Source organism: Levyella massiliensis, assembly GCF_000308275.2.
Classification (GTDB): Bacteria; Bacillota; Clostridia; order Tissierellales; family Peptoniphilaceae; genus Murdochiella; species Murdochiella massiliensis_A.
On sequence record NZ_HG529490.1, the window covers coordinates 54,173 to 79,638 of the forward strand.

The 25,466-nt window shown below is 50.1% G+C and carries 20 protein-coding genes and 1 pseudogene; 14 read left to right on the forward strand and 7 right to left on the reverse strand.

Going from position 1 to position 25,466, the window contains the following annotated elements; translation table 11 throughout:
- Positions 1-123: 123 nt before the first annotated feature.
- Complete coding sequence (locus BN98_RS00290) at positions 124-732, reverse strand: thymidine kinase (protein WP_019190322.1); 609 nt, start codon at positions 730-732, stop codon at positions 124-126.
- A gap of 157 nt (positions 733-889) precedes the next feature.
- On the opposite strand from BN98_RS00290, the gene BN98_RS00295 reads away from it, so the two are divergent.
- Genes BN98_RS00295 through BN98_RS07705 form a run of 5 tightly spaced genes read left to right on the forward strand, consistent with a single transcriptional unit; the run spans position 890 to position 8,574 of the window.
- Positions 890-2,092 (forward strand): S41 family peptidase, encoded by a 1,203-nt coding sequence (locus tag BN98_RS00295; protein ID WP_019190321.1) that lies wholly within the window; start codon positions 890-892, stop codon positions 2,090-2,092.
- Positions 2,089-4,083 (forward strand): excinuclease ABC subunit UvrB, encoded by a 1,995-nt coding sequence (gene uvrB / locus BN98_RS00300; RefSeq protein WP_019190320.1) that lies wholly within the window; start codon positions 2,089-2,091, stop codon positions 4,081-4,083. Before BN98_RS00295 ends, uvrB begins: the two co-directional genes overlap by 4 nt.
- Positions 4,084-4,103: 20 nt before the next feature.
- Positions 4,104-7,055, forward strand: a complete 2,952-nt coding sequence (gene uvrA, locus BN98_RS00305) for an excinuclease ABC subunit UvrA (RefSeq protein WP_019190319.1) — start codon at positions 4,104-4,106, stop codon at positions 7,053-7,055.
- Positions 7,045-7,605, forward strand: a complete 561-nt coding sequence (locus tag BN98_RS00310; RefSeq protein WP_019190318.1) for a nucleoside deaminase — start codon at positions 7,045-7,047, stop codon at positions 7,603-7,605. The genes uvrA and BN98_RS00310 overlap by 11 nt, the downstream gene beginning before the upstream one ends.
- A 51-nt stretch (positions 7,606-7,656) precedes the next feature.
- A complete protein-coding gene (locus BN98_RS07705) occupies positions 7,657-8,574 on the forward strand; it encodes a CPBP family intramembrane glutamic endopeptidase (RefSeq protein WP_019190317.1) in 918 nt (305 codons plus the stop codon).
- Between the two features lie 28 nt (positions 8,575-8,602).
- Here BN98_RS07705 and BN98_RS00320 read toward each other — a convergent pair whose 3' ends face one another.
- Genes BN98_RS00320 through BN98_RS00330 form a run of 3 tightly spaced genes read right to left on the reverse strand, consistent with a single transcriptional unit; the run spans position 8,603 to position 10,678 of the window.
- Positions 8,603-9,601, reverse strand: a complete 999-nt coding sequence (locus BN98_RS00320) for a TlpA disulfide reductase family protein (RefSeq protein WP_019190316.1) — start codon at positions 9,599-9,601, stop codon at positions 8,603-8,605.
- A 17-nt stretch (positions 9,602-9,618) separates the two neighbouring features.
- Complete coding sequence (locus tag BN98_RS00325) at positions 9,619-10,539, reverse strand: 4Fe-4S binding protein (protein ID WP_019190315.1); 921 nt, start codon at positions 10,537-10,539, stop codon at positions 9,619-9,621.
- Positions 10,532-10,678: a CD1871A family CXXC motif-containing protein gene (locus tag BN98_RS00330; RefSeq protein ID WP_019190314.1), complete on the reverse strand. Its 147-nt coding sequence runs from the start codon at positions 10,676-10,678 to the stop codon at positions 10,532-10,534. Before BN98_RS00330 ends, BN98_RS00325 begins: the two co-directional genes overlap by 8 nt.
- Before the next feature lie 127 nt (positions 10,679-10,805).
- Here BN98_RS00330 and BN98_RS00335 point away from each other — a divergent pair, with 127 nt between their 5' ends.
- The gene (locus tag BN98_RS00335) at positions 10,806-11,483 is read left to right on the forward strand and encodes a response regulator transcription factor (RefSeq protein WP_019190313.1); all 678 of its coding nucleotides are present in this window, start codon (positions 10,806-10,808) and stop codon (positions 11,481-11,483) included.
- Entirely contained in the window at positions 11,480-12,697 is a 1,218-nt protein-coding gene (locus BN98_RS00340) for a sensor histidine kinase (RefSeq protein WP_019190312.1), read from the forward strand. Before BN98_RS00335 ends, BN98_RS00340 begins: the two co-directional genes overlap by 4 nt.
- 1,016 nt (positions 12,698-13,713) lie before the next feature.
- Here BN98_RS00340 and ppk1 read toward each other — a convergent pair.
- A complete protein-coding gene (gene ppk1 / locus BN98_RS00345; RefSeq protein WP_019190311.1) occupies positions 13,714-16,269 on the reverse strand; it encodes a polyphosphate kinase 1 in 2,556 nt (851 codons plus the stop codon).
- Between the two features lie 186 nt (positions 16,270-16,455).
- On the opposite strand from ppk1, the gene BN98_RS00350 reads away from it, so the two are divergent.
- Positions 16,456-17,328: a Cof-type HAD-IIB family hydrolase gene (locus BN98_RS00350; RefSeq protein ID WP_019190310.1), complete on the forward strand. Its 873-nt coding sequence runs from the start codon at positions 16,456-16,458 to the stop codon at positions 17,326-17,328.
- Positions 17,329-17,332: 4 nt separating this feature from the next.
- On the opposite strand, the gene BN98_RS07710 is transcribed toward BN98_RS00350, so the two are convergent.
- The gene (locus tag BN98_RS07710) at positions 17,333-18,265 is read right to left on the reverse strand and encodes a MaoC/PaaZ C-terminal domain-containing protein (protein ID WP_019190309.1); all 933 of its coding nucleotides are present in this window, start codon (positions 18,263-18,265) and stop codon (positions 17,333-17,335) included.
- A 124-nt stretch (positions 18,266-18,389) separates the two neighbouring features.
- Here BN98_RS07710 and guaA point away from each other — a divergent pair.
- Positions 18,390-19,941 (forward strand): annotated as a pseudogene (gene guaA / locus BN98_RS00360) (glutamine-hydrolyzing GMP synthase).
- Between the two features lie 292 nt (positions 19,942-20,233).
- Here guaA and BN98_RS00365 read toward each other — a convergent pair.
- Positions 20,234-20,764 carry a helix-turn-helix domain-containing protein gene (locus tag BN98_RS00365; RefSeq protein ID WP_009247529.1) on the reverse strand — a complete coding sequence of 177 codons (531 nt, stop codon included), beginning with the start codon at positions 20,762-20,764 and terminating at the stop codon, positions 20,234-20,236.
- 448 nt (positions 20,765-21,212) lie between these two features.
- Between BN98_RS00365 and BN98_RS00370 the strand changes: the two genes are divergently transcribed.
- From BN98_RS00370 to BN98_RS00390, 5 genes are all read left to right on the forward strand, one after another.
- Positions 21,213-21,401 (forward strand): helix-turn-helix domain-containing protein, encoded by a 189-nt coding sequence (locus BN98_RS00370; RefSeq protein WP_009247528.1) that lies wholly within the window; start codon positions 21,213-21,215, stop codon positions 21,399-21,401.
- Positions 21,402-22,493 (forward strand): site-specific integrase, encoded by a 1,092-nt coding sequence (locus BN98_RS00375; RefSeq protein WP_009247527.1) that lies wholly within the window; start codon positions 21,402-21,404, stop codon positions 22,491-22,493.
- Entirely contained in the window at positions 22,483-22,818 is a 336-nt protein-coding gene (locus BN98_RS00380; RefSeq protein ID WP_009247526.1) for a plasmid mobilization protein, read from the forward strand. The genes BN98_RS00375 and BN98_RS00380 overlap by 11 nt, the downstream gene beginning before the upstream one ends.
- Positions 22,808-23,962: an AAA family ATPase gene (locus BN98_RS00385; protein WP_009247525.1), complete on the forward strand. Its 1,155-nt coding sequence runs from the start codon at positions 22,808-22,810 to the stop codon at positions 23,960-23,962. The genes BN98_RS00380 and BN98_RS00385 overlap by 11 nt, the downstream gene beginning before the upstream one ends.
- Positions 23,963-24,296: 334 nt before the next feature.
- Positions 24,297-25,457, forward strand: a complete 1,161-nt coding sequence (locus BN98_RS00390; protein ID WP_009247524.1) for a plasmid recombination protein — start codon at positions 24,297-24,299, stop codon at positions 25,455-25,457.
- Positions 25,458-25,466: the final 9 nt, after the last annotated feature.

A 25,466-nucleotide genomic window follows, 5' to 3' on the forward strand; every position in this document is an offset into this window, starting at 1 on the left:
CCTTGCGCGATAGCAAACGGGCACAGATGGAGTGGAGCCCGCCTGCGGCGGGCGACTATAGGAAAAGCGAAAGGCGGCCTTTTGGGCCGCCTTTCCTCGCCGCGCTCGCTCCGTCAAGTTCTCTTACAGATTCCCCAGCGGCTTTTCGCCGAGCTTACGACGCTCCTTGAAGTAGCATTGCCCGCAGACGGCTTCGTATTCAACGGTGGCGTTGTTGTCGATGACAACTTGGTCGCCTTCGAAGACGGGGATGCCGTTGACGCGGCGAATGTTCATCACGGCTTTGCGGCCGCAGTGGCAAATGGTCTTTAGCTCTTCAAGGGAATGGGCGAGCTCGAGAAGGCGCTTGCTGCCGGGAAAGCCTTCGCCGCGGAAGTCGGTGCGCAGGCCGTAGCAAATGCAGGGAATATTGTAGTCGATGACGGAAGCAAAGAGCTGGTCGACTTGGGCGGTGGACAGGAATTGCGCTTCGTCGACAAGAATGCAATCGAAGTGACGTGTAGCGATGGCATTGCCAATGAGCGTACGGCAATCGGTGTCGATACCGATCATGGCATCGACGGCACGACGGACGCCCAGACGACTCACGATTTCGTTGTCACCTTTGGTATCGATGCCGGGTTTCAGGAGTAGAACGTGCATGCCGCGTTCTTCATAGTTATAGGCCACCTGCAAGAGCAGGGTGGATTTTCCGGAGTTCATGGCTCCGTATCGAAAGTAGAGTTTTGCCATATTGCCTCTTTTCTTCATGATACATACGTATGAACAATATACCATATTAAAATCTAAGACGGCAGGACGCCTCTCGTGCGCCTTGCATCGCGCCATTCCCGCCGCAGGCGGGTTCCGTGTTATAATGTATCGGTAGCCTTTGGTAAAGGAGAAAACAATGAAAAAATTTGGAAAAGCACTTATTTTAGTTCTGCTTTTGGTGGCTGTCGGCGGCGGCGGCTTTATCTTGGGAAATAATATGCAGGCTGTGCCGGGAGCGAGCACGGAAGAGCAGGCGGCAGATCGCCGTATCTTGAAAAATATTAATCTATATCGTGAAGCGATTCAGAGCGATTATCTTTTCCCGTATAAAAAAGAGGATTTGGAAACGGGAATCTATAAGGGTCTCTTCTGGGGCTTGAAGGATCCGTATTCGGAATACTATACCGCAGAGGAATACAAGCGTCTGATGGAAGATACGACGGGTAAGTTTGCCGGTGTTGGTCTTGTCATTACCGCAGGGGAGGATAACCTGATAACGGTGGTATCGCCCATTGCGAATACTCCTGCTGCGAAAGCGGGTTTGAAGGCGGGCGATAAGATCGTCGAAGTGGACGGACAGGCGTATGCGGGTAAGGAATTACAGGAAGCCACCGAACACATGCGCGGAAAGCCAAAAACATCGGTGGAGCTCACCGTGCAGCGTGTGATCAATGGCAAAACGCAAACGTCTCATGTGAAACTCGTGCGTGAAATGATTGAAGTGGATACGGTAATCGGAAAGCTGATGCCGGACAATATCGGGTATTTGCAAATCAGCTCGTTTGAACAAGTGACGGCGCAAGACTTCAAGAAGGAATGGGAAGCGCTGGAAAAACAGGGCGCGAAAAAATTTATCATCGACCTGCGTAACAATCCGGGAGGCCTGTTGACTTCGTGCGAAGAGATCGCGGATGCACTGTTGGGCAAAGCAACAATTGTGACGACGGTGGATAACAAAGGCAAGAAAGACGCCAGCACATCGGACGAGGCGCAATACAAAGAGCCGCTGGTCGTCCTGGCGAATGGCGGATCCGCATCGGCATCGGAAATTTTACTGGGTGCGCTACGCGATAATAAACGTGCGAAGTCCGTGGGTGAGAAGACTTTTGGCAAGGGCATCGTGCAGCAGATTTATCCTTTGGGCGAGAATGGAAAAGATGGCGGTTTCAAACTGACCATGGCGGAGTACTTGACCCCGAATGGAGAGAAAATCCATGGAAAGGGCATTACGCCGGATATTGTGGTGAAGGCGCCGGAACAGGCGAAGGGCATGGGACCGGATTTCCTGAAGGAGGATCCGCAATTGCAACGGGCTCTCCAGGAAGTGAAGGGGCTATGAGCGACTTTCAACTGCAATCGAAGTTTCAGCCAACCGGCGATCAGCCGGAGGCGATTGCGGCATTGGTAGAAGGCGTCCGTCGCGGCGATCATTACCAGACGCTGCGCGGCGTGACCGGGTCGGGCAAGACGTTTACGATGGCCAATATCATCCAGGCCATCCAACGTCCGACGCTGGTGCTGGCTCACAATAAGACGCTGGCCTCACAGCTGTGCTCGGAATTACGGGAATTTTTCCCGAACAATGCGGTGGAATACTTCGTCAGTTATTACGACTATTACCAGCCGGAAGCGTATGTTGCCGCAACGGATACCTACATTGCGAAGGATTCGTCGATCAATGACGAAATTGATAAATTACGCCACTCGGCCACGATGTCACTCTTTGAACGACGGGATGTGATCATCGTGGCCTCTGTGTCGTGCATTTACGGCTTGGGCGATCCGGAAGACTACTTGGAACTGCGTATATCGCTACGCCCCGGTATGCAAATGGATCGCGACGATCTGCTGCGCCGTTTGGTGTCCATTCAATATGTGCGCAATGATGTAGCTTTCCAGCGTGGGACGTTTCGCGTGCGTGGCGATGTGGTGGATATTTTTCCAGTGTCCTCCAATGAAGAGGCCATTCGGGTGGAATTTTTCGGCGATGAAATTGACCGCATTCTGGAAATTGACTCGTTGACAGGAGAGATTTTAAGAGGCCGCAGTTATGTCATGATTTTTCCGGCCAGCCACTATGCCACAACGCCGGACAAAATGAAAAAGGCCATTGTGCGCATTGAAGAGGAATTGCAGCAACGCCTGCAGGTATTGCGCGAACAGAATAAATTAGTGGAAGCGCAGCGTCTGGAGCAGCGTACGCTCTATGATCTGGAAATGCTCACGGAAGTAGGCTTTTGCTCAGGCATTGAAAACTATTCGGCGCCTATGAGCGGTCGTCCGCCCGGATCGCGGCCGTACACGTTGATCGATTATTTTCCGAAAGACTTCTTATTGATGGTGGATGAGAGCCATCAGACGATTCCGCAGGTGCGCGGCATGTATAATGGCGACAGGGCGCGCAAGCAAAACCTGGTGGATTACGGGTTCCGCTTACCGTCGGCGCTGGACAATCGACCGCTGAAATTTGATGAATTTGAAGCCCTGATTCCGCAGGCGATCTTTATGTCCGCCACACCGGGTCCCTATGAAAACGAGCATGCCTCGCAGACGGTGGACCAGATTATCCGTCCGACGGGCCTGCTGGATCCGCTGGTAGAAGTGCGTCCGACCAAGCATCAGATCGATGATTTAATGGCCGAGATTCAAAAGACGACGGCAAAGGGCGAGCGTACCTTGATTACGACCTTGACGAAAAAAATGGCGGAAGACTTGACCAAATATTTAGAAGAAGCCAAGGTCAAAGCCATTTATTTGCATTCGGATGTGGAAACCTTAAAGCGCATGGAAATTTTACGCGACCTGCGATTGGGTAAATACGATGTACTGATCGGCATTAACCTGTTGCGTGAAGGTTTGGATTTGCCGGAGGTCTCACTCATTGCTATTTTGGATGCGGATAAGGAAGGCTTTTTGCGATCGGAGACATCGCTGATACAGACGATCGGCCGCGCGGCGCGCAATGCGAACGGTCACGTCATTTTGTACGGGGATCATGAGACGGATTCCATGAAGGCGGCGATGGAGGAGACGGAGCGTCGCCGTAAGATTCAACAGGCGTATAACGAAGAACACGGTATTATACCGACGACAATACAGAAAGAAATCCATGCAGCAATATCGACGGAAATTGCGGCGGAGGAGCTGAAGGATTATGCCGATGATGCGCCGGTTCCCGAGAAGGAAGAGATCTCCAAGGAAGATCTGCAAGAGATGATTGTGAATATGGACGTGGAGATGCGTCGCGCTGCGGAGGAATTGGATTTCGAGCGGGCAGCCAGTATTCGCGATGCCATTCGCGCCATGAAAAAAGAGTACGGTCTGTCCTGACGAAATGAGAAAGGATCCCTATGACCCTGGAAAATATAGTGATCCGCGGTGCGCGGGTCAATAACTTAAAAAATTTAAATTTAACGCTGCCGCGCAACAAATTCATCGTTATGACCGGACTCTCCGGTTCTGGGAAAAGCTCGCTGGCCTTTGATACCATCTATGCTGAAGGACAGCGTCGCTATGTGGAAAGCTTATCCAGCTATGCGCGTATGTTTCTGGGGCAGATGGATAAGCCGGATGTGGATTTAGTAGAAGGGTTATCGCCGGCGATTTCCATTGATCAGAAAACGACCAACCGCAACCCGCGCTCAACGGTAGGAACGGTGACGGAGATTCACGATTATTTGCGTTTGTTGTATGCCAAAGTGGGCAAGGCGATTTGCCCCGTTTGTGGGGAACCCATTCGGGCGATGGCCGTGGATCAGATCGTGGAAGAAGTGTTGCAATTTCCGGAGCGCACGCGCTTTCTGGTTTTGTCGCCGATTGTGCAGGACAAAAAGGGACAGCACGAGAAAATCTTTAAAAACCTGGAGCGATTGGGCTTTACGCGTGTGATGGTGGATGGCGAAATGTACGATTTGGGCAGCCAGCCGGCGTTAGAGAAAAATATCAAGCACTCTATTTCCATTGTGGTGGACCGCCTGGTCAACCGCGACGGCATCCGTTCGCGTCTTTCGATGTCGGTGGAAACGGCGCTTGAGCATGCGAACGGCACTTGCGATATTCAGGTGGTTGACGGCGAAAGACATCGCTATTCGTCCAAACTCGCCTGCCCGCATGGCCATATGGTCATCGATGAGATTGAACCGCGTCTTTTATCGTTTAACAGTCCGCAGGGCGCTTGCCCTGATTGCAACGGCATCGGCTATCACATTGCTGTGGATGCCAAGCTCTGCATTCCCAACCCCGATCTGTCCATCGACGAAGGGGCCATCGCGCCTTTTGCGACGTCGGCAAAGGGCACGTATTATTACGAAATGATTCATGCCATCTGCGCCGCCTGCCATTGGCCGACGGATCGCCCGATCGGCGAGGCACCCAAAGAGGTGATGGATGCCATTCTTTACGGCACAAAGGGCAAGAAAGTGCGTTTTCGCTTTGATTCGCATTTTTCGGGTCAGAAAACCTATTACGATGCCTGGGAAGGCGTCATTGCAAATCTGACGCGACGCTACCATCAGACGGGCTCAGATTTTATGCAGGAACGCATTCGCGAATATATGGCGGAAAATACGTGTGAAACCTGCCATGGCGATCGGTTGCGTCCCGAAGCCTTGGCCATTCATATCGGCGATAAAAATATCGCAGAATTTAACCGTATGTCGATTCGGGAAGCGTTGAAGTGGACCGAAGGGCTGACCTTTACGGAAGCGGAATCCATCATTGCGACGCCGATTTTGAAGGAAGTGAAGGCGCGTTTGCATTTTCTGGTGGATGTCGGACTGGATTATCTGACACTGGATCGCTATGCGGCAACGCTCTCCGGCGGCGAAAGTCAGCGCATTCGTCTGGCAACGCAGATCGGGGCCGGTCTGGTGGGCGTGGTCTATGTCTTGGATGAGCCGTCGATCGGGTTGCACCAGCGCGATAACGATCGCCTGTTGGGGGCATTGCAAAATTTACGAGATCTAGGCAATACTTTAATCGTTGTGGAGCATGATGAAGATACCATGCGTGCGGCGGACTGGATTGTGGACATCGGCCCCGGCGCAGGCGTGCAAGGCGGGCAATTGGTGGCGGAAGGCACTTTTGAGGACATCTGTGCCAATCCGAACTCCATCACGGGCGATTATCTGTCGCATCGGAAGTTTATCCCCGTGCCGAGCGAGCGTCGCGAACCGACGGGTTGGATGGAAGTCTTGGGCTGCCAAGAAAACAATCTGAAAAATATCGATATCAAATTACCATTGGGCGTGTTGACGTGCATTACGGGCGTGTCGGGCTCTGGCAAGAGCTCGTTTGTGGAGGGCATTCTCTATAAAGTGCTCGCCAATCGCTTGAATCAGGCGCACCTGCGTCCGGGCGCGTATCGCTCCATTCGTGGCGATAAACAACTCGACAAAGTGATCGAAATTGATCAATCGCCGATTGGGCGCACACCGCGTTCCAATCCGGCCACCTACACGAAGGTGTTTGATCTCATCCGCGATGTGTTTGCGCAGACCAATGAGGCGAAAATTCGTGGCTTCGATAAGGGGCGTTTTTCCTTCAATGTGAAGGGCGGCCGCTGCGAGGCCTGCAAGGGCGACGGTACGATCAAGGTGGAGATGCACTTTTTGCCGGATGTCTACGTTCCCTGCGAAGTGTGCCATGGGCATCGCTATAATCATGAAACGCTGCAAGTGCACTACAAAGGCAAGACCATTGCCGATGTGTTGGAGATGACGATCGAAGAGGGGCTGGAATTTTTCAAAAACCATTCCGGCATCCGTCGCAAGCTGCAAACTTTGGTGGACGTGGGCCTTGGCTATCTCAAGATCGGACAGCCTTCCCCGGAGCTCTCCGGCGGGGAAGCACAGCGTGTGAAGTTGGCAGCGGAACTGGGCAAAGTTTCCACCGGCAATACCATTTATATTTTGGATGAACCCACTACCGGTCTTCATGTGGCCGACATTGCTAAGCTGATCAAAGTCTTTCAGCGCCTCATCGACCAGGGCAATACGATTGTGGTGATTGAGCACAATCTGGATGTCATCAAGGTGGCGGATTATCTCGTGGATCTGGGGCCGGAAGGTGGCGATGGCGGCGGTACGATTGTGGCTGAGGGCACGCCGGAAGAGGTCTGCCGTGTCAAGGCTTCCTATACGGGCCAGTATTTGAAGGGCATTCTGGCGCGTGATCGCGTGGAGGCGTCGGAGCAGACGAAAATGACGCTGGATTCGGACAAGGCGAAGGCGTCAGGCAAGGCGAAGACTTCGGACAAGACGAAGGCGTCGAAGAACAAAAAAGCAAAGCAAAATGAAGCATAAATTTTGGCGTATGCGCCTGAAAAAACAGATGACAGGTCCGAAGGGACGGCAGCGACCCGTTGCCATGGTGCGCTTTCCACGTAACTTCGTGGATGCGTTTTACATGCGTCGCGCTTTGAAGCTGGCGCGAACGGCAGCAATGGCGGGAGAGGTGCCGGTGGCGGCACTTCTGGTGCGCCGCGGCTGTCTCGTGAAGGCTGCCGCCAATCGCGTCGAAGAGGACCATAACGGCTTGGCGCATGCGGAACTCTTACTCTTACAATGGGCAAGTCGCACTTATGAGCGACGCCTCACAGATTTTACCCTCTATGTGACGCTTGAACCCTGCATCATGTGTACGGGTGCGCTACTTCATGCCCGCATCGGCCGTCTGGTCTACGCCGCCGACGACCCCGAACGCGGCGGTTGTGGCTCCCAATTTGCCATTCCGCAACATGCCAAGAATTTGCATCGCCTGAAGATAACAAAGGGCATTTTTGCGAAGGAAGCCAAGCAATTGCTACAAGATTTTTTTAGGGCGCGTCGCGCGGAAACGAAGGCCCGTTCCTGAGAAAGATGGTGCTGTTGGTACGAGCAATGTCCGAAGGAGAGGAAAACGCTCATGGATGATAAAAAAAGAAATTTTAAGCGCTTCGTCATTCTTTATGCCATATACATGCTTTTGATTGTGCTCAGTAATTTCATTTCCCATGGTATCGAAGGCCAATTTGGCGAGAATTCCCTGCCTTCGCGACTGACACAGCTCTTTAGCACGATTGTGACTGTATTTCTCATTGGTGGCTTTGCCATCTATATTTTCGAAATTCCCTTTACTTCCTTCTTCCAGCAATCCCGTCATCCCGTCTCGCACTACGTGATCGGCTTTGGGCAGGGTTTCGTGCTCTTTTCTGTCCTGGTTGGTATCAATGTTGCCATGGGGACGATGCGCTTTGAAGGGTTCGGAACGATGCATCCTCTCCTGATGCTTCTGTTCTTAGCAGGTTTTATGCTTCAAAGTTACGCCGAGGAACTCATGATGCGTGGCTTTGTCCAACGCATCGCCCTGGAGCGTTTCGGCCTATGGATTGCCCTTTTCGTCCCTTCCGTGCTATTCAGCCTGCTGCATTTGGGCAATCCCCACATCTCCCTGTTGCCCATTCTCTCCACCACCTTTATGGGCCTTGCCTTTGCCCTCCAGACCTTCCTTACCGGTGATCTCTGGATGGCCTCCGGCACCCATTGCGCCTGGAACTTCTTTATGGGTGCCTTCTACGGCCTGCCCGTCAGTGGCATGAGCTTTGAGGCCTCCGCCCTGCACTTTTTCATCCATGAAAACGGACTTTGGACAGGCGGTGCCTACGGCATGGAAGCCTCATTGCCGGCAACCATTGCTATTATTCTTTTTGCAGCGATGCTGTTTTGGCGCTTTTTTCGTTCCGGCGCGTATCGTGCCTATAGCGAGCCCGGTAGCAAAAAGCGCATGCTGCGCTTTTTCGGCTATGAAGGGGAGGCGAAAGAGAAGGCAGAAGAGAACGAGTAAGAGAGACGAGCCGCGCGATGCCGTGACGTTACTTTTTCGCGTTCCCCTTGTTGGCAGCGTCTTTATTTGCATCATTTTTCAATACCTGATTAATGCGTTCTTCCAAGGCTTTTTTGCCGTTTCCTTCCGCCACGGAGCCGAGAATCGGATCACCGACGATGTTGCCGTCGCGATCCACCACAACGGTGGTGGGGAAGGCCATGATATTTTTCACAAACTTGCCTGCCTCACTGTTCGAAGCAAAGGTAAGGTTCGGATACGTGGCATTTTTCTTTTGCAAAATGCTCTTGGCTTCTGCAATGGCATCTTTGTTTCCGTCCAGCGTGAAAGAGTTCACACCGACGACAATGCCGTCCTTATCCTTCAACTGTTTATGCAGTGCATCCAAATCGCCCAATTCACCGACGCAAGGCTTGCAGGTGCTGAACCAGAAATTGATGACGGTGACAGAATGCTGGCGGAAGATGCCGGAATCAACGTTGTTACCATCTAAATCCTTGCCGGTAAAGTCGGGGAAAGGCGTTGTGGCACCCTGCTTTGCGCCGCCTTTGTTCGATGCACTGTTGTCGGCGCTACCTTTTTTGTCCTTCGGCGCTTCTTTTTCCAGCGCAAGAATCTTTTCTTCAATGGCACGAATTTGCTGCGCGCCGGCTTTCAAGGTTTTCAGCTCTGCCTCCGTGAACTTGTCCTTTGCGCTCTCAATGGTTTGCAACAGGAAATCGCCGTAGTTGGAGCCATCCGAGATCATGCCGGAATTCTTATTCGCCGACATGAAGAGTTTTTCCCATAACTTCTGGTCTTTACTGAAAATGGCGTTTTCTTCATCGCGCAATTTCGTAAGTTGCGCATCGACTTCCGAGCCGCCTTTTTTCGCAGTCGGATCCTTTTTCCCGGCTTCTGCCGCCGGCACACTTATGCCGCTTTCCGATGCTTGGCTGCTTTGTGCGGGCTTGTTTCCGCCGCAGGCGGCCAAACTGAAGGCGAGGCCGGTTGCTAACAAGAGTAAAGATGCTTTTTTCATGTTCATGTGATTCTCCTTTACGGTTACTGCTGTTCATTTTGTGCGTCGCATCTAGTTACACGACGCTCTTCGCTTTTTCCACATCCCAGTCCGTAGCGGAAATGCAGGGCGCCGGTGGGACAGGCGTTGATGCACATACCGCAGCGGATACATTCCGTGTGTGCCGGTGTTTTTAACACATCGACATCCATCTTGCAGGCCTTCGCGCATTTTCCGCAGGAAACGCAGCGGTGCTCTTCCACCTGAATTTGCAACAGGGAGATCCGGTTAAAAAGGGCATAGAATGCACCCAGCGGACACAGCCATTTACAGAAGGGACGAAAGAACAGGATGCTCAGTACGACGACCGTCAACAGAATGCCGAGCTTCCAGGTGAACAGGGCACCAAGCGCCGATCGGATACCGCTATTGACCAAAGAAAGCGGAATAGCGCCTTCCAACACGCCCTGCGGACATAGGTACTTACAGAAGTAGGGATCACCCAATCCAATTTCGTTCACCAAGAACAGGGGCAATAGAAACACCATGACCACCAGGATGATGTATTTGAGATAGGTCAGAGGGCGAAGACGCTTGGTCGAAAACTTCTTTGTTGGAATTTTATGTAGCAATTCCTGGAACCAACCGAAGGGGCAAAGGAATCCGCAGATGAAGCGCCCGAGAAGCACCCCGAGCAGAATGAGAATGCCCGTTATGTAGTACGAAAAGCGGAATTTCGAGGACCCGACGACGGCCTGAAACGATCCGATGGGACACGCCCCGGAGGCTGCCGGGCAGGAATAACAGTTGAGCCCAGGCACACAGACCATTTTTCCATTTCCCTGATAGAGTGACCCGGTAAAAAAATTCGGCAGATGGATGTTCGTCAGCAGCGTCGCGCCTGCCTGCCCCCATCCGCGGAAACGGGAAATAAACCGGGATTTGCTTTTCTTCGGATCAGCCAATGCCCACACACTCCATGCACAGACGGATGGCTTTGGCGAGGACGGTCTCAACCTCACCACGCATAGCACCCACGACGATCATGCCCACAGCGGCGACGAGCAGGGCAATCTGGGTAATGCTTCGTTTTTTTGTCTTCATGGCGACTCCTTTCTTGTTGACGAGAAGAAGAATAGCAGAAGGCAGATAAAGATGGTGTTAAGAAGAACACGAAAGATGGTGTTAAGATGAGATCGTATGCTATACTGCATCCGAAACGGAGGATAGTATGCGTTTATTACTTGTGGAAGATGAGCCATTTTTGAGCGACAGTATTGCGAAAAGCCTGCGTCGGCAAGGCTATAGCGTGGATATTTGCGCAGATGGGGAAGCAGCCATCGAGGCCGTCACGCTGGATCCGTACGATTTAGTACTTTTGGATTTGAATCTGCCCAAGGTTGATGGCATGACCGTTTTGCGCACGATTCGTAAGGAAGATTTGCAAACGCCGGTATTGATTCTTTCGGCGCGTAGCGAAATTGCGGATAAAGTACACGGCTTGGATGCCGGAGCGAATGATTATCTGTCCAAGCCCTTCCATCTGGACGAACTGGCAGCCCGCGTGCGCAGTCTATTGCGTCGGGATTTTATTCAGCAGGAAGTGAGCCTTCGCTTTGACACGCTGGCGTTTGATACGCGCACGCGCACGACAACGGTTGGCGAGCGGGTAATCGCTCTCACGAAAAAAGAGAGCGGTATTTTAGAATATTTGCTCCTGCATCCCGGTCGCCCGATCAGCCAGGAAGAGCTGATGGAGCATGTCTGGGACGGTAGCGTAGATAGCTTCAGCAATGCTATTCGTGTACACATCAGCGCCCTACGCAAGAAGTTGCGTGCGGCGCTGGGCTATGATCCGGTGCGAAACCGCATTGGAGAAGGCTATTTATTGGAGGAACCTACGCCATGATTCGTCGTTCTTTACAGTGGCGCATCGCTTTGATGACGTCGCTTCTCATTGCCATGAGCTGCATAACCATGATGGTTTTGTTGGGCGGGTCCGGTCTTCGTCGGATGGAAGAAATCGGAAAAAACATTGAAGCGTTGGAATTGCGCCAGCATTCCAAAGATGCCACGTCGGGCGACTCGGCATCTGCGACGCCGCGTGTGCCCTCAGATGCGTCGCTGCATTTAACGCCGGAGGAAACGCCGCAGGCGTCCTTTAATCCACAGGGTCTGAGCCACGAAAAGGATCTAACGATTGTCATCGATGAGGCACAGGCGCAATTTACCCTTACCAATTGGTATGTGACGGCCGGCGTAACTCTGCTCAGTGGCATCATTGCCTATTTTGTGAGTGGCCGTGCGCTGCGGCCGTTGGAAGACTTTTCTAGCCAAATTGAAAAGGTGCAGCTGACCAATCTTGAGAACATGCATGTCAGCACGGATACGCTTATCGAATTTCGTTCGATTGCGGATTCGTTTAACGATATGCTTGACCGCCTGCAAGTTGCCTTTGCGGCACAGCGTCAGTTTACCGGCAATGCCGCGCACGAATTGCGCACGCCGCTTGCCCTTTTGCAAATGCGCTTGGATGCCTTTACCGAAGAGCATCCCGATACAGATGAGGCGTTGACGCAGCTTATCACTTCACTTCGGGAGCAGACCGAGCGTTTATCGAAAACAGTAACGATTCTGTTGGAGATGAGCAGTGCCCAACATATTCCTCGCACGGACCACGTCTGGTTATTGCCGATGCTCGAAGAAATTGTGGCGGATCTTACGCCACTTGCCGAGCAGAAGCATGTCACGCTGTCCTTCGGTGGCGACGACGTTTCCCTTCTTGCCAGCGACCGTTTGCTTTCCCGGCTGTTTTTCAATCTTACGGAAAATGCCATTAAGTACAATCGTCCCGGCGGAAGTGTTTTGCTCTCGGTAACCGGCGCAGATGACATTGTCGTGACCATGAAGGATACGGGCTTCGGGATTCCCGAAGAGGATTGGGAGACCATTTTTCAACCGTTTTACCGTCTGGATTCCTCACGCAGCCGTCAGCAGGGAGGCGTCGGTTTAGGCCTCGCTCTTGCCGGCGAAATTGTGAAATTGCACAATGGCACCATTCGTGTCGTCAAAAGTTCCTCGGCCGGCACTACTCTCCGTGTGACATTGCCGTTTTCATCCTGAAATTTCGGGCAGGCGCTCCATCAACTATTCAATCATCCGATGCAGAAGCTGACTTTGCGCATTGTCGGCCGCCGGATAGTACACTTCTTTTTCTTCTTGGTGGCTCACTACCTAATTGCTGTTACGAAAAGACCGCAAATGGTTTGAAATGGCGGGGCTAGACCTATCCGGCAACGTGGAAAACGGCTCCTCTAGCAGCATAGTAAGAAGGAACTGGCCTTGAGCCGGAAGATGAGAATCGCCACCGAAGGCGGCGTTCCATTTTGAAACTGCGCAAAAAACGGCATTTGAGCGGCGCAACATCTGTGTTATATGCACGGGATCCAAGTGCGCCGTGTCATCCTCGATAAGCCTTTCTTCATGGTATCTTTTTGCTTTATCAGACTCTACTTTATGTGGGAGACGTCAAACTTCAAAATTACATGGGGTAAAAATCTCCGAAATCGCCGCATTACCCCATGTTAAAACGCAAATCTTAAAATGACATGGGGCAAAAAATCTCCAAAATCGCCGCCTTACCCCATGTTAAAATGCAAATCTTAAAATAACATGGGGTAAAAAATCTTCAAAATTACCGAAATGCCCCATGTTAAATTGCGATTTTAAAAATAACATGGGTTGTCATCGCTGAAAGTACCCCATGTTAAAACGCGAATCGCAAAATAACATGGGGTAAAAACGCCTTCATGACAAAAATTCACCCCATGTTATTTCGAGATTTTAAAAATAACATGGGGTGCAGAAGCCACGACGACGAAAAATCACCCCATGTTAAAACGCAATTCTTGAAATAACATGGAGCGCCAGCGCTTTCGGGCCACATAAGGAGCGCCGCTCGCGCGGCGCGGTTTGATAAGGCGCCTGCGGCGCCATAAGGAGCCGGCCTAACGGCCGGCGGTTGGTAAAATAAGGAAGGCGGCCCAAAAGGCCGCCTTCTGTTTTTATTTAAGGTCGCCCGCCGCAGGCGGGCACCGCTTTTAAACAGGCATCGGCCGCCAAGTCGATGCCTTTCTTCATTATTTTCCTGCAATAAAATCTTTCAGCCATTGCCAGAGGCTGCGGCGCTTCGTTTCTTCGACAGGCTGTCGTCGCTCGACAGCGGCCGCATCCCCGGCACCGCGTGCATCGCCGGCAGCAGCCGCATCCCCGGCACCGCGTGCATCGCCGGCAGCGGCCGCATCCCCGGCACCACGTGCATCGTCGGCAGCACCCGCATTGCCGACAGCAAAGCCATCGCCGGGGGCATCCTGCGTATTGCCGTCAGGGGCAGTGGCAGCGGGTTGGCTTACGACCTCTTGCGACGAAGAAGAACCGCCCATCGCCATGACTTCCGGGTGGCGGCGGAGGTATTCCATTTTCTTAGAATTGATTGCTTCGCGTTCTCGTAGTAGTGCCAAACCGGATGCTCTTGCGCCATTAGGCTCTTCATGAACCTGCCCTTTCGTTTCTTTGCGCAATTTCTCGCGCTGACGGCCAGCTACGTCCTCGGCTTCTTCCATGAAACGGGATTGGGCGGAAACACCGTTATCACCCGTCACGCGACGGTAGGAACCGTCGGAAAGGAGTTCGCGTGCCTTGAGATCGTCCATAAGAAACACATCCAAGATGTGGCTGATACGAGAACGAATGGCTTCTTGCTGAATGGGAACCGCAATTTCCACACGATTGACGAGGTTACGGGTCATGAGGTCGGCAGAGGAGATATACATGTCCTCACGATTGACACCAAAGCAGTAGATGCGATGGTGTTCCAGGAAACGACCGACGATGGAGATGACGCGGATGTTTTCGGTTTTACCGGGGATGCCGGGGAGAAGGCAGCAAATGCCACGGACAATCATGACGATTTTGACACCGGCTTGGGAGGCTTCGGAAAGCTTATCCATGAGGTCGCGTTCGGTGACGGAATTGCATTTGAGAAGAACGCTTGCTTCTTCACCGTTCTTAGCGCGGAGAATTTCGCGATCCAAGAGGGTTAAAAGCATTGGTTTGATGCCGGTTGGCGCGACGCAAAGTTTATCGTAGCGACCGTCCAATTTGCTGATGAGCATGTTTTTGAAGAACATCGCCGCATCCGCACCAATACGTTCGTCAGCAGTGAAGTAGCTGAGATCGGTGTATTGCTTGGCGGTTTTTTCGTTGTAGTTGCCCGTACCGATTTGCGTGATCGTGCGTACCTTGCCGTCGCGATAGAGTGTCAGATGGCAAATCTTTGAGTGGACTTTGTAGTCCTCGATGCCGTAGATGACGGTGCAGCCGGCCTGTTCCAAACGCTCGGAGTAGTCGATGTTATTTTCTTCGTCAAAACGGGCGCGTAGTTCCATTAAAGTCAGGACATCTTTACCGTTTTCTGCCGCCATTGCTAAATATTCCGCCACTTTGGAAATGGAGGCCATGCGGTAAATGGTGATGGAGATGGAGATGACGGACGGATCCGTGGCCGCTTCCTTGAGCATTTGGAGGAAGGGATCCATGGATTCGTACGGATAGTGGAGAAGCTTGTCCTCTTCAAAGATTTGATCGATGATGGGACGGTTGGGATGAAACATGGGGGAGGGTTGCGGTTCAAAGGAGCGATAGCAGACCTGATCTTTTTGCTTGGGGGTCAGGTGCTCCTCAATGGCAAATACATGTTTCATGCGCAGAGGAGCTTCGCTGTAGTAGACCTGTGAACTGTCTAAGTTGTGATATTTGCATAAAAACTTGATGAGACTCTTGGGTAAAGACCCTTGCACTTCAAGGCGCACGGGCGCCAGACGATTACGCTTTTTGATGGCTTTTTTCATTGCCTGGAGAAGATTGCCCTCCAGCTCATCAATGCCGTCGTCCAAGTCGATATCGGCATTACGGGTGAGGGAAATGATGGCAGTGTCCTTGACTTTGAAGCCGCTGAGCAACGTTGCCACCTGATCCATGATCACCTCTTCGAGGAGGATATAGGAGCAATTGCCCGGGAAGAAGATGACGGAGGGAATCCAGGACGGTACACCGATGAGGGCATAAAAATCCGTACCATTCGAATCTTCTACGTCACACATTATATAGAGCATTTGGTTAATCATGTGCGGGAAGGGATGGCGTGCGTTGATGATGAGTGGCGAAAGCAGCGGCATCACCTTGGATTCGTAGTATTCGGTTACGAATTTGGCTTCACTTTTCGTCAGTGTTTCCATCTTTTTGTGATGAATGCCGGCCGTTTCCAACTGCTCACTCAGCGCGTGATAGGCTTCGTCACGCTCTTTATAAAGCTGCGGTATCTCCTGGAAAACGTGGGAAAGCTGTTCATTCACGGTCCAGCCTGTCTTATTATCAATGACGTCAGGCTTCCACCCTTTTAAATTCATCAGAGAACCCACACGGACACGGAAAAATTCACTTAAATTGCTGGTAAAGATAGCAATAAATTTAAAGCGCTCGTAGACCGGTACGCGCGGATCTGTACTCTCTTGCAACACATGACGGTTAAATTCCAACCAAGAGAGTTCTCGATTTTGTGTAAAACCGGTATCGTACTTAGCGTTATAGCCTTTTGATGTTGCCGTTGTATTCTTTTGTTTCTCTTTATCGCCCATGATTCCTCCCGAATCCTTTTATGCATTATACTTCACTCTTATTATAGCCGTGTTATGCCAAAGTCTGCTTCCAGCATGTAAGAGCTATGTAAAATTTTTTAGAAAGGACTGGTTTTATATTTTTGACAGAGAGCGATACCGTCTTAAAATTTGTTATACTGACTGTGTTACCAGAAAAGAGGATCTATGAGCGAAAAAATTATTCTTCCCAACCAACACCCTTTGCGTCTGATCGCGTCGGATATGGATGGGACGCTGTTACAAACCAATTTAACGATTGAAGCGCAGACGAAAGCGTTATTGATCGCTTGGCAAAAACAGGGCATTCGCCTGGTGCTGATTTCCGGGCGACCGCTGCAAGGCATGATTCCTTATGCCAGAGAGCTCGAAATGGATCGCTATGAAGGCGTAGTGATCGGCGCAAATGGTGGACATGCCTATCAATTGGGCGTGGAAAAAGATCTGTGGCGCCATACGCTATCGATTGCATCGGCGCAGCATTACTTTTCGCTGTGGAAGCCCTATCCGTTGACGTTGATCGCTTATGGTCGTGAAAAAATCTATGTGGATTTGCCTGCCAAGGAACATCTGACCTATCTCGGCATGTCCATGGAAAAAGGGTTAAAGCGTATCGAAAAAATCACCGGCCTAAAGGTGGATCTGCGCGACTTGACCAAGCCGTTGCCCGAGGAACCGGTGAAAGCCTGTGTGCTGGGGGAGCGATCCACGATATTAAAGGCACAGGCGGCCATCAAGGATGATTATGAAGATCATATTTACGGCGCTTTCTCCGCGGATAATTATTATGAAGCGATGGTGCGCGGCATCAACAAAGGCACGGGTTTGCAAGAATATGCGGATCGCTACAATATTTTGCCGGAAGAGATCATCGCATTTGGTGATGAAGATAACGACATTCCGATGCTCACGTATGCCGGTGTCGGCGTAGCCATGGGCAAGGCATCTGAAGGCGCCATTGCTGCGGCAAAATATCGCACCGGGTCGAATAACGAAGCAGGCATCTATCAATTCTTAAGCGATCTGCCACAGGAACAGTAACCCCTTACGCCTGTTCACCTACTTCCAGAAGGCAACGTAAAATCGGCGGGGCGCTATCGGCCTGCAATTGAAAATCTAAGAGGGAACTGTCGGGCATTTCGGCAGTTCCTTTTTGTATTAACACGACGGACGGCTGATAGGCTACGTTTGGACGACAGGGGGCGAGCCATTGTGCCTGCCGAAGGCGAAGGGGACCGGTAAAAGCATCGGCGCCGAAGAGACGCAAGCCGACGCCCATCAGCGCAGCCATGGAATGAAGCCCCGAGGAAAAGAGACCGCCGAAAGGGCCTGCGCTCGCAGCAGCAATATCGACGTGCATGGGGCGATTATCGTAGGCTTTGCCAAAAGCTACGATATCCTCTGTGGAAAGACAGATAGAAGGCGCCTTCCACAGACTGCCCACCGGTTCATCCAATTGATTGCGGCGCGCGGGAATGAGGGAAAGCTTGGTCCGCTCAGGAAACGTTATGAGTGGTGGGGCAGGTCGCTTTTTCCGCGGCAACGGGTGGCGCAAGCCCATTTTTCCCGTGATTTCCACGGTACAAACGGGCAGATCGCCAGCAGGTGTTTTCTTGAAAACGTGCAGCAAGAACGATACACTCCCTGCATCGCCGCCGGAAAAAACGCGCTTTCGAGAGATCGTAACGGTTCCGCCGAGGACGTCATTGATAGCCACCGGGCGAAACCAATTCCCCTGATCCACGCTCATGCCGGCCACCATTGTTCCGTCATCTGTTTGGGTACACACCCATTGCGCCCAAACCGCAGTGACGATATGCCAGAAGGAGACAGGTTCATCCGAAGCAGGCAGAGGTCTTCCTTCATAGCGCTGGGCAAAAAGGCTCCTTTCTGCGGCAGTGATCACGCGATCCTCCAATGGGAACACTTCACCCACCGTAAACGCTTCAAAAGAGCGATGTTTTTTCCAAGTGACCATATTGCCTCCTGGCTTTCCTTTATTATGCAATATTCTATATAATGGTAGAGACAGGCAAAGAAGGATTTCTTTGCCGGATGTTATTCCTTCTACCCGAACTTTTTAGAGGCTAACAGGAGGTGCTATGAGCCGGATGGACAATCTCCGTCAGGAAAAAATTCTTATTTTGGATTTTGGCGGACAATATAAACAATTGATTGGAAGACGTGTGCGTGAAGAGCATGTTTTTTGCGAAATCAAACCGTGTACGACATCGCTGGAAACAATTAAGGCCGGGCAATATGCGGGCCTGATTTTAACGGGCGGTCCAGATTCGGTCTATGAAGAGGACGCCTTGCAAGCAGATGAAGGGATTCTTTCGTTAGGTCTACCGATTCTCGGGATTTGCTACGGAGCGCAGTGGATTGCCTATCACACGGGCGGTACGGTCGATAAAGCCGGCGTACCCGAATACGGTAAAACCGTTACGCATTTTGCCGTCGATTCTCCGCTTTTCCATTCCATGCCGGCGGATTCCGTCGTTTGGATGTCTCATGGCGATCAGATTCTGGCCCTTGGCGATGGCTTTGCTTCCATTGCTCATTCCGATCATTGCCCCGTGGCCGCTTTTGGCCATGCGGATCGTGCGATTTACGGGATGCAGTTTCATCCGGAAGTAGAGCATACCGAATATGGCAGAGAACTTTTGCACAATTTCCTCTATGAAATTTGTCATGTCCGCGGCGAGTGGACGATGAACGCCTTTGTGGACGCTACCGTGGCGCATTTGAAAGAAACGCTGGCTGGGAAGAAGGCTCTCTGCGCTTTTTCGGGCGGCGTGGATTCTTCCGTTGCTGCCCTTCTGGTTCATAAGGCTATCGGCCAAAATCTCACCTGCGTTTTCGTGGATCACGGCATGTTGCGCAAGGACGAGGCGGATACCGTTGAACGCGTGTTCAAGCATGAATTCGGCTTGAATCTCATTCGCGTGGACGCTTCCGAGCGATTCCTTAAGCTTTTGGAAGGTGTCACAGATCCGGAGCAAAAGCGCAAGATCATCGGCGAGCAATTCATTCGCGTTTTTGAGGAGGAAGCGGCAAAAAATTGGTGCGGTGGATGTCCTTGTCCAGGGCACCATCTACCCTGACGTAATCGAATCCGGCGTGGGCGGCGCTGTGATCAAATCGCATCATAATGTGGGCGGCCTACCGAAGAACGTCCGCTTTGACTCCCTGGTTGAGCCGTTACGAGACCTCTTTAAGGATGAAGTTCGCGCTGTCGGCACCGAACTGGGCATTGCCGAAGACCTCGTCTGGCGCCAGCCATTCCCGGGGCCCGGTCTTGCCGTGCGCATTCTCGGCGAAATCACCAGCGAGCGCATTCGCATCGTCCAGGACGCCGATGCTATCTGGCGTGAAGAAATCAAAAATGCCGGCCTGCATCGCTCCATCGGCCAATACTTTGCCGTACTCACGAATTTAGCCACCGTCGGCGTGATGGGCGACCATCGCACCTACGATTACGTTTTGGGGCTGCGTGCCGTCACCACAAACGACTTTATGACTGCCGAGTGGGCACGCGTTCCCTATGACGTTCTCGATCGCGCCTCCAACCGCATCGTGAACGAAGTGGATGGTGTCAGCCGCGTGGTCTACGACATTACCGGCAAGCCACCCGCGACGATTGAGTGGGAATAAATCGAGTTGCTTAAAAAAGCCAGTGTTTATGCGGGTTTCAGCGATTTCGATTAGTCTTTTGATAACAAATTGATAACAGTCATAGCAAGTGCCATTATTCTTGTTATCCAGTGGTTTATGGGTAACGGAACAATTAACAGGTGGCTTGCAGACTAAAGTTCGGAGCTTGGCTCTGAACAAATTCCATATTATAAACTAAGCCCTTAGCTGTGGTTAATAACCATAGTTAAGGGCTTTTTTGTCGTTGCCAAAGCATCTGTAGGGAGCTGCCAGTGGCAGGTCCTGTAGGTGCTTATTTATCTTTCAAGTGGTCTTTGAATGCTTCCACGAGAGCGTCACTTAATTCCTGTGATGGAACTTTTGCCCAACGCTGTGTGGTGTCGAACTCTGGATAATGGTAACGCCAGTTATCGTATTCTTCTCTGTTGATTTCTTCGGAAGATAGCTTGTCTGCCTGTTCTTTCCAAGCATACAGCATTTTGAGGAGTTCATATGCTTCTCTGCCTTTGTCCTTGTTGACCTTTAAGCATACCTCTCCGTCTGCTTCACTGACAGTAAGACCGTAAATATCTTCAAGGGTAAACAGAGTGTGCATAAGACCGATATAGCTGTCTATGTCAGGAACATCAAGAGCCTGTGGAGAAACATCAAGCACCTGTGCCAATGCATTTGTAAGGTCTGCTTTCGGTTTGCGTGTACCAGTTTCGTACTGTGCCAAACGCACATCAGCACTCTTTTCTGGAAAACCGATTGCTGTACCGAGATACTTTTGTGTCATACCACGCATTAGTCTGAAAAAATGTATTCTTTCGCTGATAGCCATAATGATACGCTCCTTTTATATTTAGTGAAATAAGTATAGCAGAAATGTTTAGTGGAAGTCAAGAAAAACCGAAACAAAAATGTTTAATATTTTCTTTGCAACCACTTGACAATAGCAAATATGTTTAGTAAAATAAATTACGAATTAAACAAATATGCTTAATGCGACAACTGAATGACCGTCCGAAAAGCCAAACCGCCAAGACCTCGTCGGAGCAAGTTCCGTATCGTTCGCTTGTGTGCAAGCACAAAAGCTCATTCGCTGCACTGCTCCTCCTCTTCCCCAAAAGTCTCCGACTTTTCGGGAACCCCTATACGAGCGAGCGCCTGATGTACTGCGGTGCATTGGGACAGCACAGCGCCTGCCGACAAGCAGGAGTGCCTGTTGGAACTTTAACACGGAGAAAGCGGCAAGCAAAAAATTATTTTAAGAAAGGAAGAAAAAGGATATGGAAAACAGATTTATCCGAGCCGAAGATGTGGCTCAGGAACTAAACGTATCAAAACCTTATGCATATAAACTCATCAGACAATTAAATGAGGAATTGAAAGCAAAGGGCTTTATTACGATTGCAGGGCGTGTAAATCGCCAGTATTTTTACGAAAGGCTCTACGGAGCAGGAAAGGGGGAAATGTAAATGCCGGTATTTAAGAATGAAGATAACGGTACTTGGTATGTGATGGCAAGGTATGTGAACTGGAAAGGGGAACGCAAGCAGAAATGCAAGCGTGGCTTTGCTACCAAACGAGAAGCACAGGAATGGGAAAGAATGTTCAAATTGCAGACTTCTTCAGACCTTGATATGAGTTTTGAAGCCTTTACGGAGCTTTATATCAATGATGTGAAGAACCGTTTGAAGGAAAACACGTGGCTTACCAAAGAGCATATCATACGCACAAAGATACTTCCGTATTTCGGGAAACTGAAAATCAGCGAGATTTCCACAAAGGAGATTATTACTTGGCAGAATGAAATGCTTGCCTATCGTGATGAGAAGAAAAAGCCTTATTCACAGACGTATCTGAAAACGCTGCACAATCAGTTGTCCGCCATTTTCAATCACGCTGTCCGCTACTATGAACTGCGTTCCAATCCTGCGGCAAAGGTGGGAAATATGGGACGTGAGGAACACAAGGAAATGCTGTTCTGGACAAAGGAAGAATACAAGAAATTCTCTTTTGAGATGATGGACAAGCCTGTTTCCTTTTATGCGTTTGAAATGCTTTACTGGTGCGGTATCCGAGAGGGCGAGCTGTTAGCTTTGACTCCGGCAGATTTCAACTTTGATAAGGAAACAGTCACAATCAATAAATCCTATCAGCGTTTGAAAGGGCAGGATGTGATTACTTCTCCGAAAACGAAAAAGAGCAACCGCACGATTAAAATGCCGAAGTTTCTGTGTGAGGAAATGAAAGAATATCTCGGTATGCTTTACGGATTGAAGAAGAAAGACCGTATCTTTACGGTGACGAAAAGCTATCTTCATCACGAGATGGACAGAGGGGCAAAGGCGGCAGGCGTGAAGCGTATCCGCATTCACGATCTCCGTCACAGCCACATTTCACTCTTGATTGATATGGGCTTTTCTGCGGTGGCGATTGCTGACCGAGTTGGTCACGAAAGTATTGATATTACTTATCAGTACGCACACCTCTTTCCGTCAAAGCAGATTGAGATGGCAGAAAAATTAGATGATTTAGGGAAAGGAGATTTTGAAAATGTCAGCTAAGAACAGAGATAACAAAAATCGTTGGAGGAATATCACAGTAGGGTTTCGAGTATCGCCCGAAGAAAACGAACTCATTAACAGAGCTGTAGCTCTATCAGGATTGCCAAAACAGGAGTATTGTTACCGCCGTTGCTTAAATCAGGATGTGGTGGTACAGGGCAATCCGAGAGTGTATAAGGCGTTGAAAACGGAATTTGCCACAGTCCTTGCGGAACTGAAAAGGATTGAAGCAGGAAAAGGTGTGGATGATGAACTGCTGAGTGTAATAGAACTGATTTCCATTATTCTCGGCGGTTTGAAAGGAGAGGATGCGAATGGAGAATAAAAAAGAAATGACTATTCCAAATGTATCTGCGGCAACAGATGCGGAACAGTCACTTTCCAAATGTACTGACAATAGTATAGTCAATCAGGATACGGATTTCAAGGGGTACGAGCAATCTTTTGAAGAAATGCAAAGGGAAATACTCAGACAGTTAGACCCTTCCTATCTGAAAACAGTATCAATGACAACGCTGTATGATACGGTGTTTGAGGTTCAGACACCACTTATCGACGGTCTGCTCCAAAGGGGAACTTACCTTTTCGTAGGTTCCCCGAAAGTGGGAAAGAGCTTTATGATGGCACAGCTTGCCTATCATATCAGCACAGGCACACCGCTTTGGGAGTATAAGGTGCGTAAGGCAACGGTGCTTTATTTTGCCCTTGAAGATGATTACCCACGTTTGCAGAAGCGATTGTTTCAGATGTTCGGTGCAAAGGAGACAGGCAATCTGTATTTCGCAACGGAATGTAAAACGGTCAATGGCGGACTGGAAGAACAGATAAGAGGGTTTATGAGGGAACACCCAGACACAGGCTTGATTATCATAGACACCTTAAAGCGTGTGCGTGAAGCAGGCGGAGCAGATTACAGCTACGCAAGTGATTATGATGTTGTGGCAAGGCTGAAAGCGTTGGCAGACAGTTACAAGGTTTCAATGCTTATTGTTCATCATACACGCAAACAAAAATCGGAAGATATATTCGATATGATTTCAGGCACGAATGGTCTGATGGGTGCGGCAGACGGTGCATTTGTTCTCAGTAAGGACAAGCGTACTTCCAACAATGCCACACTTGATGTTGCTGGCAGAGACCAGCAGGATATGAAAATCCATCTTGTAAGGGACAGCGAGCGATTGGTGTGGAACTTTGCAAAATCGGAAACGGAGATGTGGAAAGAACCGCCCGAACCTCTGCTTGAGAAGATAGCGGATACGCTCTTTTCGGAAAGTGACAGATGGGAAGGAACTGCTTCGGAACTTTGCGAAAGGCTTGCGGTGGATATAAAGCCGAATGTACTTTCTTTAAGGCTCAGTATCAACGCAAGCAGGCTGTTTCGTGATTACGGTATCCGTTATCAGAACAGCCGCACACACGACGGAAGAAAGGTTTCACTTTGGAAAGAAACCGAGCAGACGGCGTGACAAACGGTGTCAAAGGTGTCAATGTTTTTGAGAGCAGCACGCTGTGAAAAACATTGTCACCATCGTCACACTTTGACACCGGATAAAGTTTAGGGGAGTGTGCAGAGAGTGCCTTTTCAAAGGCGGCTCTTTGGTCTCGCCTGCTGGCTCGGTCGGTTCGCAGGCGTGTGTGCCACCGGCACACGCTCACCCCTCGGAGAGCCTTCGGAGAACGCAAAACCTGTTTACAGGTCGCATTTTTGATGGGTGTACCCGTCAAAAGTGCTTTTGCGTTACTTTTGACAAAAGTAACAAAACCTGAGAATGTTGAAATTTACAGATGGGAGATGAAAAAATGCAGAGAACGATAAGTGCAATGGTCGGTAAAGGCTCGGTCAATCACAATAGCCGAAAGTTCCGAGCAGAAAATGTAGACGGAACTCGTACTCATCTCAATATCGACTACTGCAATGAAAATATAAAGACAGTTTATCACGAATTGTTTGATGAAGCATTGGAAAGATACAATGCCAAGCAGATAAGGTCAGACCGAAAGATAAAAGATTATTATGAAAAAATCCGAAGTTCCAAGCAGGAAAAACCGTTCCACGAAATCATTTTACAGGTGGGCGGTAAGGGAAATATGAACGCCGATACGGAAAACGGAGAACTGGCAAAGCAGATTTTAGATGAATACTATCAGGGTTTTCAGGAGCGAAATCCACAGCTTCGGGTGTTCTCGGCTCATCTGCATATGGATGAAGCTACACCACATCTGCACATAGATTTTGTACCTTTTACCACAGGCAGCAAGCGTGGACTTGATACAAGAGTGTCACTAAAGCAGGCTCTTGCAACGCAAGGTTTTAAGGGCGGCAGTCGTGGCGATACGGAGTGGTCGCAATGGATACAGTCCGAAAAAGAACAGCTTGCGGCGGTGATGGAACGTTATGGGATTGAGTGGGAACATTTAGGCACACACGAAAAACATCTTTCTGTTTTGGATTATAAAAAGCAGGAAAGAGAAAAAGAAGTGGCGGCATTAGGTGCGAAAATCGAGCAGAAACAGATTGAATTTGATGTGTTGTCGGAACGAGTATTGAACTATGATAAGGCAAAAGACGAGCTGTCAAATCTTGAAATAGAGCTTGATACTGCACCGAAATATCAGTTGCCAGAACCAGAGAAATTTATGACTGCAAAGGCATATAAAACCAAAATGGCAGAGCCGGTTGTAAGGAAATTGAAGCAACTTGTCAAAACGGTGCTTGCCCGCTGCTTTGAGGGGTGGGACAACTATCATAGGCTGAATACAGCGAATGCACAGTTATACCGCACCAATCAGCGTTTGGAGAAAGTCAATGAAAGATTGACCGAAGAAAACAAAATCCTAAAAGCAGAAAATAAAGATTACAGCCTGCTCCGTAAGGTTTTTGGTCGCAAACAGATAGATGATTTGTTGGAGCAGGCAAGAACAGTTAAAGGTCGCAAGCGTGATAATACACGATCACGATAGACAAAAATC

Coding starts and splice junctions, on each gene's coding strand:
- BN98_RS00290 (WP_019190322.1), bottom strand. CDS start 732: ATGGCAAAACTCTACTTTCGATACGGAGCCATGAACTCCGGAAAATCC.
- BN98_RS00295 (WP_019190321.1), top strand. CDS start 890: ATGAAAAAATTTGGAAAAGCACTTATTTTAGTTCTGCTTTTGGTGGCT.
- uvrB (WP_019190320.1), top strand. CDS start 2,089: ATGAGCGACTTTCAACTGCAATCGAAGTTTCAGCCAACCGGCGATCAG.
- uvrA (WP_019190319.1), top strand. CDS start 4,104: ATGACCCTGGAAAATATAGTGATCCGCGGTGCGCGGGTCAATAACTTA.
- BN98_RS00310 (WP_019190318.1), top strand. CDS start 7,045: ATGAAGCATAAATTTTGGCGTATGCGCCTGAAAAAACAGATGACAGGT.
- BN98_RS07705 (WP_019190317.1), top strand. CDS start 7,657: ATGGATGATAAAAAAAGAAATTTTAAGCGCTTCGTCATTCTTTATGCC.
- BN98_RS00320 (WP_019190316.1), bottom strand. CDS start 9,601: ATGAACATGAAAAAAGCATCTTTACTCTTGTTAGCAACCGGCCTCGCC.
- BN98_RS00330 (WP_019190314.1), bottom strand. CDS start 10,678: ATGAAGACAAAAAAACGAAGCATTACCCAGATTGCCCTGCTCGTCGCC.
- BN98_RS00335 (WP_019190313.1), top strand. CDS start 10,806: ATGCGTTTATTACTTGTGGAAGATGAGCCATTTTTGAGCGACAGTATT.
- BN98_RS00340 (WP_019190312.1), top strand. CDS start 11,480: ATGATTCGTCGTTCTTTACAGTGGCGCATCGCTTTGATGACGTCGCTT.
- ppk1 (WP_019190311.1), bottom strand. CDS start 16,269: ATGGGCGATAAAGAGAAACAAAAGAATACAACGGCAACATCAAAAGGC.
- BN98_RS00350 (WP_019190310.1), top strand. CDS start 16,456: ATGAGCGAAAAAATTATTCTTCCCAACCAACACCCTTTGCGTCTGATC.
- BN98_RS07710 (WP_019190309.1), bottom strand. CDS start 18,265: ATGGTCACTTGGAAAAAACATCGCTCTTTTGAAGCGTTTACGGTGGGT.
- BN98_RS00365 (WP_009247529.1), bottom strand. CDS start 20,764: ATGGCTATCAGCGAAAGAATACATTTTTTCAGACTAATGCGTGGTATG.
- BN98_RS00370 (WP_009247528.1), top strand. CDS start 21,213: ATGGAAAACAGATTTATCCGAGCCGAAGATGTGGCTCAGGAACTAAAC.
- BN98_RS00375 (WP_009247527.1), top strand. CDS start 21,402: ATGCCGGTATTTAAGAATGAAGATAACGGTACTTGGTATGTGATGGCA.
- BN98_RS00380 (WP_009247526.1), top strand. CDS start 22,483: ATGTCAGCTAAGAACAGAGATAACAAAAATCGTTGGAGGAATATCACA.
- BN98_RS00385 (WP_009247525.1), top strand. CDS start 22,808: ATGGAGAATAAAAAAGAAATGACTATTCCAAATGTATCTGCGGCAACA.
- BN98_RS00390 (WP_009247524.1), top strand. CDS start 24,297: ATGCAGAGAACGATAAGTGCAATGGTCGGTAAAGGCTCGGTCAATCAC.